Annotated in this window: 16 protein-coding genes; 5 read left to right on the top strand and 11 right to left on the bottom strand. The window is 38.9% G+C overall.

Going from position 1 to position 18,469, the window contains the following annotated elements; genetic code table 11:
- Positions 1 to 31 precede the first annotated feature (31 nt).
- A complete protein-coding gene (gene proA, locus C3V42_RS00980) occupies positions 32 to 1,285 on the bottom strand; it encodes a glutamate-5-semialdehyde dehydrogenase (RefSeq protein WP_106013343.1) in 1,254 nt (417 codons plus the stop codon).
- Between the two features lie 20 nt (positions 1,286 to 1,305).
- Positions 1,306 to 1,968, bottom strand: coding sequence for a trimeric intracellular cation channel family protein (locus C3V42_RS00975; protein WP_005634779.1), 663 nt, complete (start codon positions 1,966 to 1,968; stop codon positions 1,306 to 1,308).
- A 97-nt stretch (positions 1,969 to 2,065) separates the two neighbouring features.
- On the opposite strand from C3V42_RS00975, the gene C3V42_RS00970 reads away from it, so the two are divergent.
- Positions 2,066 to 2,866, top strand: a complete 801-nt coding sequence (locus C3V42_RS00970; protein ID WP_106013342.1) for a hypothetical protein — start codon at positions 2,066 to 2,068, stop codon at positions 2,864 to 2,866.
- Complete coding sequence (locus tag C3V42_RS00965; protein WP_106013341.1) at positions 2,866 to 3,636, top strand: DMT family transporter; 771 nt, start codon at positions 2,866 to 2,868, stop codon at positions 3,634 to 3,636. Before C3V42_RS00970 ends, C3V42_RS00965 begins: the two co-directional genes overlap by 1 nt.
- Before the next feature lie 11 nt (positions 3,637 to 3,647).
- On the opposite strand, the gene C3V42_RS00960 is transcribed toward C3V42_RS00965, so the two are convergent.
- The 3 genes from C3V42_RS00960 to C3V42_RS00950 form a co-directional block, all read right to left on the bottom strand.
- Positions 3,648 to 4,850 carry a Bcr/CflA family multidrug efflux MFS transporter gene (locus C3V42_RS00960; RefSeq protein WP_106013340.1) on the bottom strand — a complete coding sequence of 401 codons (1,203 nt, stop codon included), beginning with the start codon at positions 4,848 to 4,850 and terminating at the stop codon, positions 3,648 to 3,650.
- A 1-nt stretch (position 4,851) separates the two neighbouring features.
- Positions 4,852 to 5,550 carry a 16S rRNA pseudouridine(516) synthase RsuA gene (gene rsuA, locus C3V42_RS00955; RefSeq protein ID WP_106013339.1) on the bottom strand — a complete coding sequence of 233 codons (699 nt, stop codon included), beginning with the start codon at positions 5,548 to 5,550 and terminating at the stop codon, positions 4,852 to 4,854.
- A 90-nt stretch (positions 5,551 to 5,640) separates the two neighbouring features.
- Positions 5,641 to 6,261 (bottom strand): DUF1919 domain-containing protein, encoded by a 621-nt coding sequence (locus C3V42_RS00950; protein ID WP_106013338.1) that lies wholly within the window; start codon positions 6,259 to 6,261, stop codon positions 5,641 to 5,643.
- Between the two features lie 196 nt (positions 6,262 to 6,457).
- On the opposite strand from C3V42_RS00950, the gene C3V42_RS00945 reads away from it, so the two are divergent.
- Positions 6,458 to 8,728, top strand: a complete 2,271-nt coding sequence (locus tag C3V42_RS00945; protein ID WP_106013337.1) for an NADP-dependent malic enzyme — start codon at positions 6,458 to 6,460, stop codon at positions 8,726 to 8,728.
- Positions 8,729 to 8,807: 79 nt separating this feature from the next.
- On the opposite strand, the gene nrdB is transcribed toward C3V42_RS00945, so the two are convergent.
- The 6 genes from nrdB to C3V42_RS00915 all read right to left on the bottom strand — a co-directional run bounded on the left by nrdB (position 8,808) and on the right by C3V42_RS00915 (position 15,877).
- Positions 8,808 to 9,938: a class Ia ribonucleoside-diphosphate reductase subunit beta gene (gene nrdB / locus C3V42_RS00940; RefSeq protein ID WP_065264663.1), complete on the bottom strand. Its 1,131-nt coding sequence runs from the start codon at positions 9,936 to 9,938 to the stop codon at positions 8,808 to 8,810.
- 102 nt (positions 9,939 to 10,040) lie between these two features.
- On the bottom strand, positions 10,041 to 12,311 hold the full coding sequence (gene nrdA, locus C3V42_RS00935) for a class 1a ribonucleoside-diphosphate reductase subunit alpha (protein ID WP_106013336.1): 2,271 nt from the start codon (positions 12,309 to 12,311) through the stop codon (positions 10,041 to 10,043).
- A 244-nt stretch (positions 12,312 to 12,555) separates the two neighbouring features.
- Complete coding sequence (gene dolP, locus C3V42_RS00930) at positions 12,556 to 13,137, bottom strand: division/outer membrane stress-associated lipid-binding lipoprotein (protein ID WP_106013335.1); 582 nt, start codon at positions 13,135 to 13,137, stop codon at positions 12,556 to 12,558.
- A gap of 56 nt (positions 13,138 to 13,193) precedes the next feature.
- The gene (locus C3V42_RS00925; protein WP_106013334.1) at positions 13,194 to 13,778 is read right to left on the bottom strand and encodes an SIS domain-containing protein; all 585 of its coding nucleotides are present in this window, start codon (positions 13,776 to 13,778) and stop codon (positions 13,194 to 13,196) included.
- Between the two features lie 12 nt (positions 13,779 to 13,790).
- On the bottom strand, positions 13,791 to 14,150 hold the full coding sequence (locus C3V42_RS00920; protein WP_106013333.1) for a YraN family protein: 360 nt from the start codon (positions 14,148 to 14,150) through the stop codon (positions 13,791 to 13,793).
- Entirely contained in the window at positions 14,150 to 15,877 is a 1,728-nt protein-coding gene (locus C3V42_RS00915) for a penicillin-binding protein activator (RefSeq protein ID WP_106013332.1), read from the bottom strand. The genes C3V42_RS00920 and C3V42_RS00915 overlap by 1 nt, the downstream gene beginning before the upstream one ends.
- 71 nt (positions 15,878 to 15,948) lie before the next feature.
- Here C3V42_RS00915 and rsmI point away from each other — a divergent pair, with 71 nt between their 5' ends.
- Together rsmI and tldD are read left to right on the top strand one after the other, a co-directional pair.
- Positions 15,949 to 16,800 (top strand): 16S rRNA (cytidine(1402)-2'-O)-methyltransferase, encoded by an 852-nt coding sequence (rsmI, locus tag C3V42_RS00910; protein WP_106013331.1) that lies wholly within the window; start codon positions 15,949 to 15,951, stop codon positions 16,798 to 16,800.
- Positions 16,801 to 16,902: 102 nt separating this feature from the next.
- Complete coding sequence (gene tldD, locus C3V42_RS00905; RefSeq protein ID WP_106013330.1) at positions 16,903 to 18,351, top strand: metalloprotease TldD; 1,449 nt, start codon at positions 16,903 to 16,905, stop codon at positions 18,349 to 18,351.
- Positions 18,352 to 18,469 lie beyond the last annotated feature (118 nt).

Below are 18,469 nucleotides of genomic sequence, written 5' to 3'. Positions count from 1 at the left end.
TATAGCTTGATCTTTATTTATTCAGAACGCATTATCCACGTACAGTATAGTCCCCCTCACAAACCCATTTATAACTTGTTAATGCTTCTAATCCCATTGGGCCACGAGCGTGAAGTTTTTGGGTACTCACGGCAACTTCTGCACCTAATCCAAATTGTCCGCCATCAGTAAATCGTGTGCTTGCATTCACATAAACGGCAGCGGCATCGATTTGATTAATAAATTGACGTGCTAGGTTTTGTGAGGAAGTTAAAATACTTTCAGAATGTTGTGTGCCATATTGGCGGATATGCTCAATAGCGGCATGAATATCTTCCACAATAACGACATTTAAATCCAATGATCCCCATTCTTCGCGTAATTCTTTTTCTGTCACTTTGCAGACATTCGCACCCGCTTGTTTCAATATATTAAGTGCGGTGGATTTTGCATGATATTTTACGTTTTTAGCGGAAAGGTGAGACACGAGTTTAGGTAAAAATTCTTCAGCAATAGAATGTTGAACTAATAAAGTCTCTAATGTGTTACAGGTGCTGGGACGTTGTGTTTTGGCGTTATCAATAACAAAAATTGCTTTATTTTGATCCGCACTTTCTTCAACGAAAGTATGGCAAACACCCACACCACCCACAATAACTGGAATAGTTGAATGTTGTTTACACAATTCATGTAAACCCGCACCACCACGAGGAATAATCATATCCACATAGCGATCCAGTTTTAATAATTGCATAACGAGTTCACGGTTTGGATCGGTAATGGCTTGCACTGCAAATTTTGGTAAGCCGGCTTGCTCTAAAGCATTTTGTACAACTTCGATTAGAATTTTGTTAGAAAACTGCGTTTCTTTACCGCCGCGTAAAATTACTGCATTACCCGTTTTGAGGCAAAGACTTGCCACATCAATGGTCACATTTGGGCGAGCTTCATAAATTGTGCCAATGACGCCGAGCGGAGTGCGTACGCGTTCGATTTTAAGTCCGCTATCCAGTGTACCGCCATCTATGATTTTACCCACTGGATCTGCCAGAGAAATAACGTGGCGTACATCATTAGCAATGCCTTGTAAACGTTCTTGCGTGAGCAGTAGGCGATCAATCAAAGCATCTGATAATCCATTTTGTTTAGCAAGTTCAATATCTTTTGCGTTTTCGGCTAAGATAAGCGGTGCTTGTTGTTCTAGTTGTTCTGCAATAATGGATAATGCACGATTTTTTTCAGCAGTGGTGAGTTGAGCCAAGATAAATGCTGCATCTTTGGCTTGTTTACCCATTTGTTCTAACATAGTTATTCCCTTTATTTTATTTATTTCTTTTTATTTGGCAGCTTATCTTGTTCTTCCGATGTGAGTTCTTGGTAATTAAACACCGGCAACCCCCATTCAAAATGAATAGCTAAAAGACGTAAAGTAAAGCTACTAATAAGCGTGAGTAATACGGCAAGTGTATGTTCTACTTGAAGTGTGCTTAATGCGTAATAAGTCAGCGTGGCAAATAGCGCAATGCTGGCGTAGAGTTCTTTTTGGAATACGAGAGGAATTCGATTGCATAGCATATCGCGTAGAACCCCGCCAAAGGCACCTGTAATACAGCCTGCAATGCTTACAATGGTGAGGCTATGTCCCATATCCATCGCAATTTGTGCACCAATAATGGAATACACCACTAACCCCATCGCATCGAGCACCAAGAAAATAGTGCGGAAATAGCGCATAAAATGATTGATGAATGGCGCGACATATACGGTAATCACCGCTGCACTTGCCACCATTAAAAAATATTCTGGATGCTTAACCCAGCCGAGAGGGTAATGTCCAAGTAGTACATCACGCACAGAGCCGCCACCAATGGCAGTAACGGATGCAATAATTATCACGCCAAAAATATCCATTTTTTCACGACCTGCCGCAAGTGCACCAGTCATTCCTTCAGCGGTGATACCGATGATATATAAAATACTAAGTAACATTCATGTACCTAAGTGCGGTTATAATTGGTTTCATTCTACTTTAAAATTTAATGAATTTTTAGCATAATGGCGCATTATTTTTTCAGACGTCAAAATTATGTCAGAACAATCTTCTAAATATATCGCGGCATTGCTTGCGGTATTATCGATCTCAATGGTGCTTGGCATCGATCTATTTATTTTTTCTTTGCAATCTGAAAAGCAAACAATGCCCCATTTAGGTGTCGGCGTGCTGGTTGCACAGTTAATTTCTTTATTGGTTTTTTATCGAGGCGAAATTTGCCCAGGACAACGTGGTCGTTTAATCAAAGTTAATCTGACTTTTGCTATTTATTGGGCGGTGTGGTTGCTGATAAGCCTATTACAGAATAATCACACGCTTACTAACGTGATGAGCGTATGTGGTCTTTCTGTCGTGTATTTTATTTGGAAACAACCAAAAACTGAAAAAATCCGTAACAGTTTTTTATTGATGGCTGCATTAATTGCGGGTTTAGGTTGCTTGAGTTATTTAATGATTTTTACCGTGCTTCCTGCAAGCGATTTTGCTGAATATAACCCGTTTGCGCAGATTTTAGCGGGAGTGATTTTGGCAAATCTTGCGCTTGTTATTGCACGAAATCGTTTACAAGGTTTTATTGCATTGTTGCCCTTAGCCATGATTATATTGCTCGCCTTAAATGCTTTGGCTATGTTCTTATTTTTACTTTTAAATGGCATGGAAAGTGCGGTTGATTCTGACAGTATTTTCGCTTACATCATTTATTTTGTTTGCCATTTTGTTATTGCGGCTATTTTGATTCTGCATAGTTTCCAAAAGTGGGAATTATCTGCCAATAGTTTATTTATCCTATTATTTATTGCGGTTTGCTTGCCGTTATGGATGGTCTTTGCTTAATGGAGAAGCAAAATAATATTGCCTCTTTGATGTTAGTGGTAGGCTGTATTTTATTTGGATTAGGTAGCTTGATTGTTAAGTTTGTGCCTGTCGGTGCTTATGCAATTGCTTTTTGGCGATTATTAATTGCATCGGGCATTTTCTATTTTTTAATGAAACTAAAACGCCAACATTTTCCCAAAAGTAAAAAGGCTTTATTTTTCGCAGCACTTTCTGGGGTGTTTTTAGCGTTTGATCTTGCCTTTTGGCATGAAAGTATTTACACCGTCGGCCCAGGCATTTCTACCTTATTAAATAGCTTGCAAATTTTTTGTTTGGCTGCCATTGGTTTTGTCTTTTTTGCAGAACGTCAAAGCAAACTACAAATATTAAATTTGTTTTTGGCGATAGTTGGCGTAGCGTTAATTTCTGTCGAAGAGTTACATCATAATATTGACGGAATTTATGGCATTGTGATTGGTTTAATTTCAGCGGTAATGTTGGCTGGTTCTATGGTGATGGTGAAAAAAGTTCATCAAGAAGAGCAAACGGCATTATTTCCATTGATGTTAATTATCAGTTTGACAGGTGCTTTAGTGCTACTTGTCCCATCTTTAATTTTCAATTCAAACAATCTTTATCCAACAACATGGCAGGATTGGGGATTAGTTGTCATTTACGGTGCAGTAATGCAGTGCATTGCTTGGTGCATTGCTCACTTTATTTGCGATTTATTTAGGCTCAAAACGTTAGAAATTAATGTTCCCTCACTAACATTGAGGGAACTATGATGAATTGTGAGCTATTTACCCACAGATTTTTTAAGATTTCGGCTGGTTAGAAAGTAATATGCCAACACGGAAATCGCGACACATGCCCCCATAGTAAAGAGCATTGGAGCGGCAGTATCCATTTTCATTGACGCGACCAGACTTCCCATAATTGCGCCCACAGCAAAACGTACGCTGCCAATCAAAGAATTTGCGGTTCCCGCCATTTGAGGACATCTTTCTAAAGCTGATGCCATTGCATTTGATGAAATCACCGGGTTTGGACCGACGAAAAAGGCAACGCCAATTGCCATTGGCCAAAAACCGAGATCTAAAAGTGCGGTCAAAATTAGCCACATTCCAGAAAGGAATTGAATTGTGAGGGCTATCCGTAACATTGTTTCTGCGCCCACTTTAGTGACAAATCGGCTATTCAAAAAGGAGGCAAAGATCATCGTAACGATATTGATCATAAAGAAGTAACCGAACTGATCGACGGGAACCCCATAAATGCCGATATAGACAATTGATCCTGCAGTCACAAAAGCAAACAACCCGCCAAATCCAAAAGAGGCGGCAAACATATAGCCGAGCACTTCTTTTTGCTTCCAAAGCAGAAGGAAATTGCGCGCGATAATATTTAAGCGCAGCGGAATACGATTTTCTTTTTTATGTGTTTCTGGAATGATGAAAAAGACTAATGCTGCGGCTAATAATCCCACAAGCGAAATAACGTAAAAAATCGCATGCCAATGGAAAAATTTAACGATGTAACCACCAATAATTGGCGCAACTAAAGGTGCAAGCATAAACACTAACGTGATGGTGGACATTACTTTAGATAGCTGATCTTTACTAAATAAATCACGTAATAATGCACCTGAAAGCACAACAGGTGCGGCACCAAAGAAACCTTGCACAAAACGAAGTGCGGTGAAATTTCCGACTGAATTTATTTCGGTGAGCACTAAAGCTGTTAATGCGCCCACAATGACACCGAGCAAAATGATCGGTTTTCGTCCAAAACTATCACCAAAAGGCCCCCAGAAAAGCTGACCAAACGCCATGCCATAAGCAAAAGAGGTGAGCGTGTGTTGCACTTGCTCTGGACTCACGCCGAGATCTTTCGCAATTTCTAAAAAAGACGGCAAATACATATCCACGCCAAAAGGCGGTAGCATGGAGAGAATGCCGAGCGTAAGAATAAAGATAAAAGTAGATTTTTGCTGACTCATCTTATTTCACCAAACTTTCGATTTCGTTTTGAGTCAATGGGCGGTATTCACCTTCATCTAAGGATTCATCCAACACTACCTCCCCAATTTTCCAGCGATGTAATCCAACGACTTTATTCCCAAGTGCAGCAAACATACGTTTTACTTGATGATAGCGACCTTCAGAAATCGTCAGATTCACATTGTAATCATCTAAGATTTCTAATTTTGCTGGTTTAGTAGGCTCTTTTTCTCCGCGTAATAAAATGCCTTCCGCACAAGCTGCAGCATAATTTTCTTCTACGGGATCAGCTAATGTCACCAAATAGATTTTTTCACAATGATGTTTTGGCGAAGTGATGCGATGTGACCATTGTCCATCATCGGTAAGCAATACGAGACCTGTCGTATCCACATCTAAGCGACCCGCGCTATGTAATTTTCCCGCTAAAGGGTAATCAAAAAATTGATAAATAGTTGGATAGTCGCCGTCATCATTAGAGCAAACACAGCCTTGTGGTTTATTCAACATAAAATATTGACCTTCTTCCACCCAAGTTAATAATTCATCTTCAAAATAAATTTCGTCTTCTTGTGAAATTTGTACCGAGCCACTTTTGACAATTTCACCATTAATTTTTACCGCACTTTGGCGGATCGCTTTTGTTGCTTGAGAACGAGTTAATCCCGTATTTTCAGCAATAAATTTATCTAATCTCATTATGTTTTCTCTTATTAAAATTCGCTAGGCATTGTACAGGTTTTTGCTTTTAGAACGAAACAAAAAAGGCTGCAATGCAGCCTTTATCGATTAAGCTTGATTAAACCACTTCACGTAATCGAATTGATCGTAATATTTTTTCCCATTCCAGCCAGAAAATTCAAAAATATCCCCCACCTGATTTTGCTTCTCGAAGCCTTTTATATAATAAGCCGATTTAAAAGTAGGGTAGGGCTTGTGAGTAAAAATTACTTTATGTTTGAAAGGGAGTTGATCAAAAAGTTGAATGTCTTTTTCGGTTACACCATCTCGATCTGTCATGATAATAAAAAGATTGTCTAAATTCATTCGTGACGTGCGAAGTTGCCATTTTTCACTGGCTTCTTGCTCACTGTGATAGTGCATAAAATGAATTTCAAGATCGGCAAGTTTTCCCAGTGGATAACTTTTTTCTGTTTGTACAAATGTAAGAGGTTGAGTGAGGTAGAAATCCATATTTTGTAAATAACGCAAAAAATCCTGTGGTGAGAGATAGAGGTTCACAAATGGCGAATTAAACGGCTGGTGCAAATCATGTAAGATAAAAGCCCCCACGCAATTGGCAGAAATGACAGTCATGCCTTGGTTAGTCAATTTACGTTGTAATGAACGATTGATAAAAAATCTTTGACATTTATTCACCGCACTTTTAAGTTTTTGAAATGGATTCATTTTATTATCCTCTATGATTCTCTTGTGAAAATCCTACCTTTTTTGCTGAAAAATGAAAAGTCTAGCTAATGTCTCGCATCAAAAAATTTTGTAATGATTTTGTGAAAATTTGCAGTCTGTCACAATTTTTTGAATAAAAAACCGCTATAATTGACGTAATATTTCAATCCTGTTTCAATAAAATGGAGCATTTATTATGAGTGAACAATTACGTCAAGCAGCCTTGGATTTCCACGAGTTTCCAATTCCTGGAAAAATCGAAGTTACCCCAACAAAATCATTAGCAACACAACGCGATCTGGCTTTAGCTTATTCACCAGGTGTGGCTGAGCCTTGTTTAGAAATTGAAAAAGATCCTGCAGCCTCTTACAAATATACGGCGCGTGGAAATTTGGTCGCTGTTATTTCTAATGGTACAGCGGTACTTGGTCTTGGTAATATTGGCGCGCTTGCGGGCAAACCTGTAATGGAAGGGAAGGGCGTATTGTTCAAAAAATTCGCGGGCATCAACGTATTTGATATTGAAGTGAATGAACATGATCCCGATAAACTTGTCGATATTATTGCCTCGTTAGAGCCGACTTTCGGTGGGATCAATTTAGAAGATATTAAAGCACCAGAATGTTTCTATATTGAACAAAAATTGCGTGAGAGAATGAATATTCCTGTATTCCATGATGACCAACATGGTACAGCGATCATCAGTGCTGCCGCGATCATCAATTCTCTTCGTATTGTAGGTAAAAAAATTGAAGATGTTCGACTTGTTGCGTCTGGTGCGGGAGCTGCATCTATCGCGTGCTTGAACTTATTGCTTTCTTTAGGTATGAAACGTGAAAATATCACGGTTTGCGATTCGAAAGGCGTGGTATATAAAGGCCGTGATGACAAAATGGATCAAACCAAAAAAGATTATGCAATTGAAGATAATGGCTGGCGTAAACTTGGCGATGCGATTCCAAATGCAGATATTTTCTTAGGTTGTTCTGCGGCTGGTGCACTTACACAAGATATGGTGAAAACCATGGCTGCGCATCCAATTATTCTTGCTTTAGCTAATCCAAATCCTGAAATTACCCCGCCAGAAGCGAAAGCCGTTCGTCCTGATGCGATTGTATGTACAGGCCGTTCCGATTATCCAAACCAAGTAAATAACGTGCTTTGTTTCCCATTTATTTTCCGTGGTGCATTAGATGTGGGCGCAACCACTATTAATGAAGAAATGAAACGTGCGGCAGTTTATGCCATTGCTGATCTTGCATTAGAAGAGCAAAATGAAGTTGTAACCTCTGCTTACGGCGGTGAAGGCGCGACTTTTGGTGCCGATTATGTGATTCCTCGTCCATTCGATCCTCGCTTAATTGTGCGTATTGCACCAGCGGTAGCAAAAGCCGCAATGGAATCTGGTGTGGCAACTCGTCCAATTCAAAATTGGGATGCTTATGTTGAAAAACTAACTCAGTTTGTTTACAAAACTAGCTTGTTTATGCGTCCTATTTTTAGTCAAGCAAAAGCGGCAAAACAACGGATTATTTTAGCGGAAGGGGAAGAAAATAAAGCATTGCATGCAACCCAAGAAGTGATTTCAATGGGCTTGGCAAATCCAATCTTAATTGGTCGCCGCAGTGTGATTGAAGAAAAAATTAAAAAACTTGGTTTGCGTTTAACTGCGGGTGTTGATTTTGAAATTGTGGATAACGAAGATAATCCTCGCTATGAAGAATGTTGGAAACATTACTACGAACTTACTAAACGTAAAGGCATTACACCTGCAATCGCAAAACGTGTCGTGCGTTCTAATACAACTGTGCTAGCATCTACTTTAGTGAGTCTGGGCTATGCTGATGGCTTGGTATGTGGTTTATTTGGTTCTTATGGTAAACATTTAGCATCTATTAAGGATATTATTGGGTTAAAAGATGGCGTTAAAGTTGCGGCTGCATTAAATAGTCTTGTATTACCAACAGGAAATGTATTTTTAACCGATACTCATGTAAATACTAACCCAACAGCGGAAGAGCTTACAGAGATTACGTTAATGGCAGCGGAAGAAATTCATCGTTTTGGTATTGAACCTGCTATTGCATTACTTTCTCATTCTAACTTTGGCTCATCGAATTCATTGGGGGCACTAAAAATGCGCGAAGTATTGTATATGGTAAATGAGCGCAATCCACACTTAATGATTGATGGTGAAATGCGTGGCGATTTAGCAATGAATGAAGCACACAGAAGAGAAGTCATGCCTGATAGTCCATTAAAAGGAAGTGCAAATTTATTGGTGTTCCCTGATTTGAGCTCATCACGTATTAGTTATAGCTTATTACGCGGCACCACTACGGCAATTACCGTTGGCCCAATCTTAATGGGTATGAATAAATCTGCGCATATTCTTAATCCGAGTGCATCCGTTCGCCGAATTATTAATATGGTAGCGTATGCGGCAGTAAAGGCTCAGCAAGAGTAATGGATAAATGAAATATAAATTAGGCCCCGTTATTAATTGCGGGGCCTTTTATATGAAGTGATTCTAGATTCTAAACATTTTATAAATCAAAATCGCCAAAATCCTTGGTATCTACTTTGGAATCAATTTGACCAACAAGGTAAGAACTTACTTCCACTTCTTGTGGCGCCACTTGCACATTGTCAGAAACCAACCATGCGTTAATCCATGGAATTGGGTTAGAACGCGCACCAAATGGTAATGGAAGACCAACAGCTTGCATACGGATATTGGTAATGTATTCCACGTATTGCACTAAAATATCTTTGTTCAAACCGATCATAGAACCGTCTTTAAACAAATAATCCGCCCAGTCTTTTTCTTGTTCCGCTGCGGCTAAGAATAAATCATAGGCTTCTTGTTTGCATTCTTCTGCAATTTCTGCCATTTCCGGATCGTCTTGACCTGCTGCCATGATGTTTAAAATGTGCTGCGTACCGGTTAAGTGCAACGCTTCATCGCGAGCGATAAATTTAATAATTTTCGCATTACCTTCCATTAATTGACGTTCAGCAAAGGCAAAGGAGCAAGCGAAGGATACGTAGAAACGAATGGCTTCAAGGGCGTTCACGCTCATTAAGCAAAGGTAAAGTTGTTTTTTCAGATTACGTAGTGTCACCACACATTCTTTACCATCAACCGTGTAAGTACCTTCGCCATATAGGCTATAAAGTTGGCTATCACGAATTAAATCATCGTAGTAAGAAGAAATATCACGCGCACGTTTGATGATTTCTTCGTTAGTTACGATGTCATCAAATACGATAGATGGATCGTTTACAATGTTACGAATAATGTGCGTGTAAGAACGAGAGTGGATGGTTTCAGAGAATGTCCAAGTTTCAATCCAGGTTTCTAATTCCGGAATTGACACCAACGGTAACAATGCTACGTTTGGACTACGACCCTGAATAGAATCTAATAAGGTTTGATATTTTAAGTTACTGATGAAAATGTGCTTTTCATGCTCAGGCAACGCAGCATAATCGATACGGTCTTGTGACACATCCACTTCTTCCGGACGCCAGAAGAAAGAAAGTTGTTTTTCAATGAGCTTTTCAAACGTCTCATATTTTTGTTGATCGTAACGCGCAACGTTAACGTTTTGACCAAAGAACATCGGTTCTTTTAATTGGTCGTTTTTGTTTTGTGAGAAAGTAGTGTATGCCATTTTGGGTCTCCACATCGTAGGGTGGGCTTTAGCCCACCATTTTAATAAGAAAGTTTTGGTGGGCTAAAGCCCACCCTACAAGAATAGAAAGCAATGTCTAATTTAAATCTTACACGCCCCACCAGCACAGCCATCATCAAGATCTTCTTGAGCATCTTCAGCGCCATCACGGGTGTTTTGATAGTAAAGGGTTTTTAAGCCATATTTATAAGCGGTTAAAAGATCTTTTAACAACACTTTCATTGGTACTTTACCGTCTTCAAAACGTTTCGGATCGTAGTTGGTGTTGGCAGAGATTGCTTGGTCTACGAATTTTTGCATAATACCGACTAAATGTAAGTAGCCGTCATTACTTGGAATATCCCAAAGTAATTCGTAGTTGTCGCTTAAGTTTTCGTATTCAGGTACAACTTGTTTTAGGATGCCATCTTTTGATGCTTTAATACTTACATGTCCACGCGGTGGCTCAATACCATTAGTCGCATTAGAAATTTGCGATGAGGTTTCTGATGGCATTAAGGCGGTTAATGTTGAGTTACGTAAACCAAATTCTTGAATATCTTTACGCAAGCTTTCCCAATCATAATGTAATGGCTCTTGGGTTAAGGCATCTAAATCTTTCTTATAGGTATCAATAGGTAAAATGCCTTTTGCATAAGTGGTTTCATTGAAGTATTCGCAAGCACCTTGCTCTTTTGCTAAGTTCATAGAGGCTTTCAATAAATAGTATTGAATGGCTTCAAAAGTGCGGTGAGTTAAATCGTTAGCTGAACCATCAGAATAACGAACACCATTTTTCGCAAGATAATAAGCATAGTTAATTACACCGATACCTAATGAACGACGAGCAAGTGAACTACGTTTTGCAGCCACCACAGGGTAATCTTGATAATCTAATAATGCATCAAGTGAACGCACTGCAAGATCGGCAAGTTCTTCTAATTCATCTAAGTTTTCAATCTTACCTAAGTTAAATGCGGAAAGCGTACAAAGTGCGATTTCTCCATTTTCATCATTAATGTGCTGAAGTGGTTTCGTTGGTAATGCGATTTCTAAACATAAGTTAGATTGGCGAACTGGTGCCACTTGTGGATCAAACGGAGAGTGAGTATTACAGTGGTCTACGTTTTGAATGTAGATACGACCTGTTGATGCACGTTCTTGCATTAATAAAGAGAAAATCTCAACGGCTTTAACGGTGCGTTTGCGAATAGTTGGATCTTGTTCGTATTTTACATACAGTTCTTCAAATTTGTCTTGATCCGCAAAGAATGCTTCATAAAGTCCAGGTACATCTGATGGACTGAATAAAGTAATCTCGCCGCCTTTAATTAAGCGTTGATACATTAATTTGTTTAATTGAACGCCATAATCCATATGACGAACGCGGTTGTCTTCTACACCACGGTTATTTTTTAACACAAGTAAGCTTTCTGCTTCTAAGTGCCAAATAGGGTAATAAAGTGTGGCAGCACCGCCACGAACGCCACCCTGTGAGCAAGATTTCACTGCAGTTTGGAAATATTTATAGAATGGAATACAACCCGTATGAAATGCTTCACCGCCACGAATCTCACTGCCTAGTGCACGAATTGCACCTGCATTAATACCAATCCCCGCACGTTGTGAAACATATTTCACAATAGCTGATGCCGTTGCATTGATTGAATCTAAGCTGTCATCGCATTCAATTAATACGCAAGAGCTGAACTGACGAGTTGGTGTGCGAACTCCAGCCATAATTGGCGTTGGTAAGGAGATTTTGAAGGTTGATGTTGCATCGTAGAAACGTTGTACATAATCCAAACGGGTTTCTTTTGGATATTTAGAGAATAAACTAGCGGCAACTAGTAAATAGAGGAATTGTGCTGATTCGTAGATTTCACCCGTCACACGGTTTTGAACTAAATACTTACCTTCTAATTGTTTTACGGCAGCATAAGAGAACGTCATATCACGCCAATGGTCGATGAATCCGTCCATTGTGTCCCATTCTTCACGGGTGTAATCATCCAACAAGGCGTGATCGTATTTTCCCATGCGCACTAATTTTTTGACGTGATCGTATAAACGAGGGGGATCAAAATGACCGTAGGCTTTTTTACGTAAATGGAAAATCGCTAAGCGAGCAGCTAAAAATTGATAATCAGGCGTATCTTTGCTGATTAAATCTGCGGCTGCTTTAATAATGGTTTCGTGAATGTCTGAAGTACGAATGCCTTCATAAAATTGAATGTGTGAGCGAAGCTCAACTTGGGAAACAGATACATTGTCTAGACCTTCTGCTGCCCATGTAATAACACGGTGGATTTTATCAAGATTGATTTGTTCCTGCGTGCCATCACGCTTGGTTACCATTAAGCTTTTATTCATTATACGACCCTTGTTATTATGGCAATGTTAAACACAAGATATAGTGTTTTTAATAAAATTACGCACAAGGTAATGTGTTTTTTGCTAGAGATCAAGCAATAAATTTTTTGCTTGAATTATTGACAATAGGTAACCTATTTAAAAATAAACGGTTTTTTCGAAGAGCAAAAAAATCAAATTTTTTACTTGTAAAAATGAGAAAAGTGCGGTTGAAATTCGTTGAATTTTTACCGCACTTTAAAGATTAGTTGAGATATTTGAAAACTTTAATTACTTTTTGCACGCCACTGATTTTACTTGCAATATCTGCAGCGGCATCAGCTTGAGCGTGAGTCACTGTACCGAGTAGGAAAACTTCTCCATTTTCGCTAATAACTTTAACATCGGTTGCTTTCACTCGATCATCGACTAACATTTTTGATTTAACTTGAGTGGTAATCCAACTGTCTTTGCTGATTTGTGCAAAAGAGATTTTCGGGCCAACAGTCAGCTCGTTATAAATGTCATTGACACCTTCAACGCCTTTTGCAAGATCTGCGGCAGTGTCTTTTACACCACTATTAGGAACTTGACCGATTAAAAGTACTCGACCATTGTAAGACACTGCATTTATACGACCTTCAGTTTTGATTTGAGCATCTTTTTCAACGGCATTTTCGACTTTGAATTCGAGTGTTTCGTCATCAACTTGTGTGCCAGCTGTTCGAGGATCGGTACCGACTTTAGCTGCTGCTGCGCCACCACCTAGAGCGGCAACGATACAGCCTTGTAAAAAGAATGTTGTGCTAAGCACGATAGCCAGTTTTTTTAACGGGGATAATGTCATAATTAACTCCTTTTGAGATTAAATTACTGCTAGTTTGAAATTGATTTATTGTGCTGTCAAGCACCTGGGAAAAACGTATGGTCAACTAATTCACAAAGAGCATTGATAACAAAAAGATGGTTTTCTAAGACCCGGCTTTCTTTGGTTGCTGGAATCGATATTTCTAAATCACTATCAGCTAAAATTCCTTGAATTGCATCGTTATTAGAGCCAGTGAGTGCAATGACATTAATTTCTTTATTTACTGCATGAGAAATAGTGTTTAGTACAATTTTTTCTGTTCCCAAAGGTGCAAAAGCAATAAGTAAGTCACCTGGTTTGGCAACGGCATTAAATTGATGACAATATAATTCCTCAGGCGAGTGTTCAAAAACAAGAGAAGAACCCACCGCACTTTCTAAACTTAATAGAACAGAGGGAAAACTTGGTCTTGCCAAATCGTATCGATTAAGTAAGTTAGATACGAGAAACTGTGCATTGGCATAAGAGCGTGACACACCACAAGCGATCACTTTATTGCCACCTAGCAAACATTGCATCACCATTTGGGTAGCGTTAGCAATATTTTCCGAAAGCATACTAGATGCAGCAATTTGAATTTGAATACTTTCGCTATAAATATCTTTTACTTTTTGTAACATCATAAAAAGCCATTAATCGAGAAAATTAGGAATCCATTGAATATCTTGGGACGTTTTGCCAAAGGCGATTAAATCAAAACGACAATCGGCGTCTTCTAAACTCATGTTTTGTTTTGAAAGCCATAAATTTGCTGCATCCAACCATTTTTGTTGTTTTTGCCAATCTACACTTTCTATTGCCGAGCCAAAGGCATGATTAGAACGCTGGCGAACTTCAACAAAAACGATGGTTCCTTTGTCATTCATAATAAGATCAAGTTCACCACATTTGAAATTTTGATTAGCCGCAATAAATTTTAAGCCTTTTGATTCTAAAAAAAGGCGAGCTTGATGCTCAAAGCTCGCCCCTTGTTGACGTTTTAAAGAAAACATTAGTTTGCGACCGGTACAATTGCACCATTTTGATATTGATACCAAGTCATATCACGTTCAACATTACAATTTGTACCTGCACTTAAAACACCAGTTAAACCACTTAAGCGATATCCTGGTACTTGGCGCAATTCATTAAATTGGTTGATGAGTAACCAAGCATCTGCACCCATTGCATATAAACGCATTAATTGATATTCACCGCCAGTTGTTTTAGCGAGTTTTTGATATTGTGGTGAATTAGTTTCTTTAAAAAATGGAATATCACTAAATTGAACACCATTCATTTGAGCGACAAACTCTGGATTGCTGCTTGTAGCATTGGAGCTTGAGCGTGAGCTCGCATAAATGCGTAAATTTGGTGCACTATTCGTTAAATAGCCTTTCATTTCGACCAGTTCATCTGGGTTGGCGACCACATAAAGTGCGGTTGTATTTTCACCATTTTGTTGTAAAAAGTAGGTGACATCAGCAGGTAGATTATAATAACGAACATTCGCATCGACGCCAGCAAGTTGTTGCCAACGTACGTTAAAGGCATTACCTACTCGTTGCCCTAAATCATTTTGTGGCATTGCAACAAGTGGACTACGAATTCCATCATTCCACATTTTATTGGCTGCTGACTCAGCTTCATCTTCTGGTGAAAGTCCATAATAGCAAAGTTGAGCAATTGCACGAGAATTTGGTGTAGCATTTAATGCAAGCACATCCATACCTTGAATTTGTGCTGGATCCGCTAAAATCACATCAAGATTTTGTTTTAGTAATGGACCCACTAACGTTTTAATACCTGCTTGTTTTGCCTGCGCAATGATATCTTGTACAGAATTCATTGAGGTATCAAATACTTGCACTGGAATAGTTGAGTTACCTTTCGCATCGTTGAAACCCGATTGAATGGTGGTACCAAGAATTTGTCCGTCTCCACTTAATGGCAATAATAAACCAATTTGTGACACATTCGTTTGTTGGAAATTCAGCAATGTAAGCAATTCTTTAGGGAACAACGTTGCGGCTGCATGATTTGGATAAGCATTTTTCCAACTTTGTAATGCTTGGCTTAATTGAACGGGTTGACGAATATAATCATTGTAGGTTTTAATTAAGGTTAACCAACCACCTAAAGCTGCGTTGCCTTCATCTGAAGCATTATTGATTACGCCAGTATTTGCTGAACGTAACAATGCCCAAGTTTTATCAACATTATCTTGACGACGTTGTACATCTGTTAAATTTTCATCAATTTTTATCCGAGCTTTGACGGCCTCAATGATATCTTTTTGGTTTTCAGCAACAACCGCTAAGGTCTCGTAATAACGAGATTTTTGTGACGGGCTTAATTTATTTAAATCCAATGCACGTAATTGATTTTGCGCGACTTCATTGGCATTTTTTGCAGCAGAAATTCTCGCTTCAATTAATGCTCGATCTAATTTTTGCGCATCATTTAATTCACCTAACTCACTTAATAAAGCTTCTGATTGTTCAACTTTATTTTCACTGATTAACACGCGAGCCGCGAGCAATTTATAGGTTTGTTGATCTTCAAGTTCTTGTGCTTGTCCTAATTTATTCATATAAAATTCAGAACTTGCATTCGCATCTTGTTGTAAAGTTTGCGTAAAACTGCTGCCAAGTAGATTTGAACAGCCAGCTAAGGCCATTGACAATAAAATTGGCATTAAACGTTTTTTAAAACGTCCGCCTTGTAATAGAATAGACATTCTCGCTCCATCATGAACAGACAATAGTTGTGGCAGATCTTACTTATCTCATAACTTAAAAGCAAACAAAAATGACTGATTTAACCGGAATTTTATACATTGTTGCCACACCAATTGGCAATTTACAGGATATTACCCAGCGCGCTTTAGATACTTTTGCGCAAGTGGATTTAATTGCCGCAGAAGATACCCGTCATAGTGGCCTTTTATTAAGCCATTACGGTATCAAAAAGCCCTTTTTTGCTTTGCATGATCACAATGAACAAGAAAAAGCGCATATTTTGGTGGAGAAACTCAAGCAAGGTAGCTATATTGCTTTGATTTCTGATGCAGGAACGCCATTAATTAGTGATCCTGGTTTTCATTTAGTACGCCAATGCCGTGAAGCCGGCATTCGTGTTGTTCCTTTGCCAGGAGCCTGTGCGGCAATTACCGCACTTTGCGCATCGGGGATTGCTTCTGATAGATTTTGTTTTGAAGGTTTTTTACCTGCGAAAAGTAAAGCTCGCAAAGATAAATTAGAAAATATCGCAGAGGAAGACCGCACTTTGATTTTTTATGAATCCACTCACCGTATTTTAGATACGCTAGAAGATATGCAATCGGTGTTAGGGAAAGAACGATATATTGTGTTAGCTCGTGAAATTACTAAAACTTGGGAAACAATTACGGGTAATAGTATTAAAAATTTACGAGAATGGCTTTTAGAAGATACCAATCGTACAAAAGGCGAGATGGTTTTGATTGTGGAAGGCAAACCAAAGTCTGACAATAACGAGGAAATTTCTCCACAAGCGGTGAAGGCACTTGAATTAATTGCAGAAGAATTACCGCTAAAAAAAGCGGCTGCTATTGTTGCTGAGTTGTATGGTTATAAGAAGAATGCTTTGTATCAATTTGGATTAGCGCATTTGGAAAAATAACCTCAAAATCAACCGCATTTTATTCATCCGATTTTAATCTGTGCTGTTGCACTAAACGGACACAAGCTCTTACAAGATATTTACTTTTAGACTGGAAAAAATATGTTAAACCAAGTTTCAAATACATTACTGACACCAAGTAATCTTTCAACTAAAGCATTGCTCAATATTTTCGATATGATGTCGCATCGTAATATTGACTATGCTGATTTGTATTTTCAACTTAGCCAAGATGAAAGTTGGGTATTGGAAGATGGTATTATAAAAGAAGGTGGTTTTCATATTGATCGTGGTGTTGGCGTGCGGGCTGTTTCTGGTGAGAAAACAGGTTTTGCTTATGCTGATCAAATTAATCTCGCCTCTTTGCAGCAATGTGCGGAGGCGGTAAAAGGGATTGCGCAAGTAAAACAGGGGAATTTGATTTTGCCATCTGCTTTTAATGTTGTAAATCCTATTGCTCGTTATGCGGCGATTAATCCTTTGGAAAGTTTGACTAAAGAGAAAAAAATTGAGCTATTACATTTGGTTGATCGTACAGCACGCGCAGAAGACCATCGCGTAACCCGCGTATCAGCAAGTCTTAGTTCCGTTTATGAAGAAGTATTAGTCATGGCGACGGATGGTACGCTAGCCGCAGATATTCGTCCTTTAGTTCGCTTATCTATTTCTGTGTTAGTAGAAGAAAATGGCAAACGTGAACGAGGCAGTTGTGGTTCTGGTGGGCGTTTCGGTTTAGATTGGTTCTTTGAAGTGATTGATGGCGATATTAGAGCAGTACGATTTGCTAAAGAAGCGGTTCGTCAAGCTTTAGTAAATCTTAGCGCAGTTGCAGCACCAGCTGGATTAATGCCTGTTGTATTAGGTGCTGGTTGGCCTGGTGTGTTGTTACACGAGGCGGTAGGGCACGGTTTAGAAGGGGATTTTAACCGTAAAGAAAGTTCACTTTTCACAGGCAAGATTGGGGAACAAGTGACTTCACCGTTATGTACGATCGTGGATGATGGTACGATTGAAAATCGTCGAGGTTCATTAACTATTGATGATGAAGGTGTGCCAAGCCAGTGCAATGTACTCATCAAAGATGGGATCTTGCAAGGTTATATGCAAGATAAAATGAATGCTCGTTTGATGGGCGTCGCACCAACAGGGAATGGACGACGTGAGTCTTATGCCCATTTACCAATGCCTAGAATGACTAACACCTATATGCTTGCTGGACAAAGTCAGTTTGATGATTTGATTGCTTCTGTAGAACGAGGGATTTATGCACCGCACTTTGGTGGTGGGCAAGTGGATATTACGTCTGGTAAATTTGTATTTTCCACTTCAGAAGCTTATTTAATTGAAAAAGGAAAAATTACGAAACCAGTTAAGGGCGCAACTTTAATCGGTAGTGGCATTGAAGTGATGCAAAAAATTTCTATGGTTGCAGATAAATCAGAACTTGATTTAGGTATCGGGGTTTGTGGTAAAGAGGGGCAAAGTGTGCCCGTCGGCGTTGGACAGCCCGCACTAAAAATTGATGAAATTACCGTTGGTGGTACAAATTAAACCAAAATTGTGCAAAAGATCACAAAAATTCCATTAAAATTGGATTTTTACTGGCAATCTTATTCAAATTTTGATAGTCTCGGGCAGAATTTTATTTTATATCTTTTAATTATTTTAA

It is taken from the genome of Haemophilus sp. oral taxon 036, assembly GCF_002998595.1.
Classification (GTDB): Bacteria; Pseudomonadota; Gammaproteobacteria; order Enterobacterales; family Pasteurellaceae; genus Haemophilus; species Haemophilus haemolyticus_K.
This window is presented reverse-complemented; position numbering and strand designations above follow the sequence as displayed.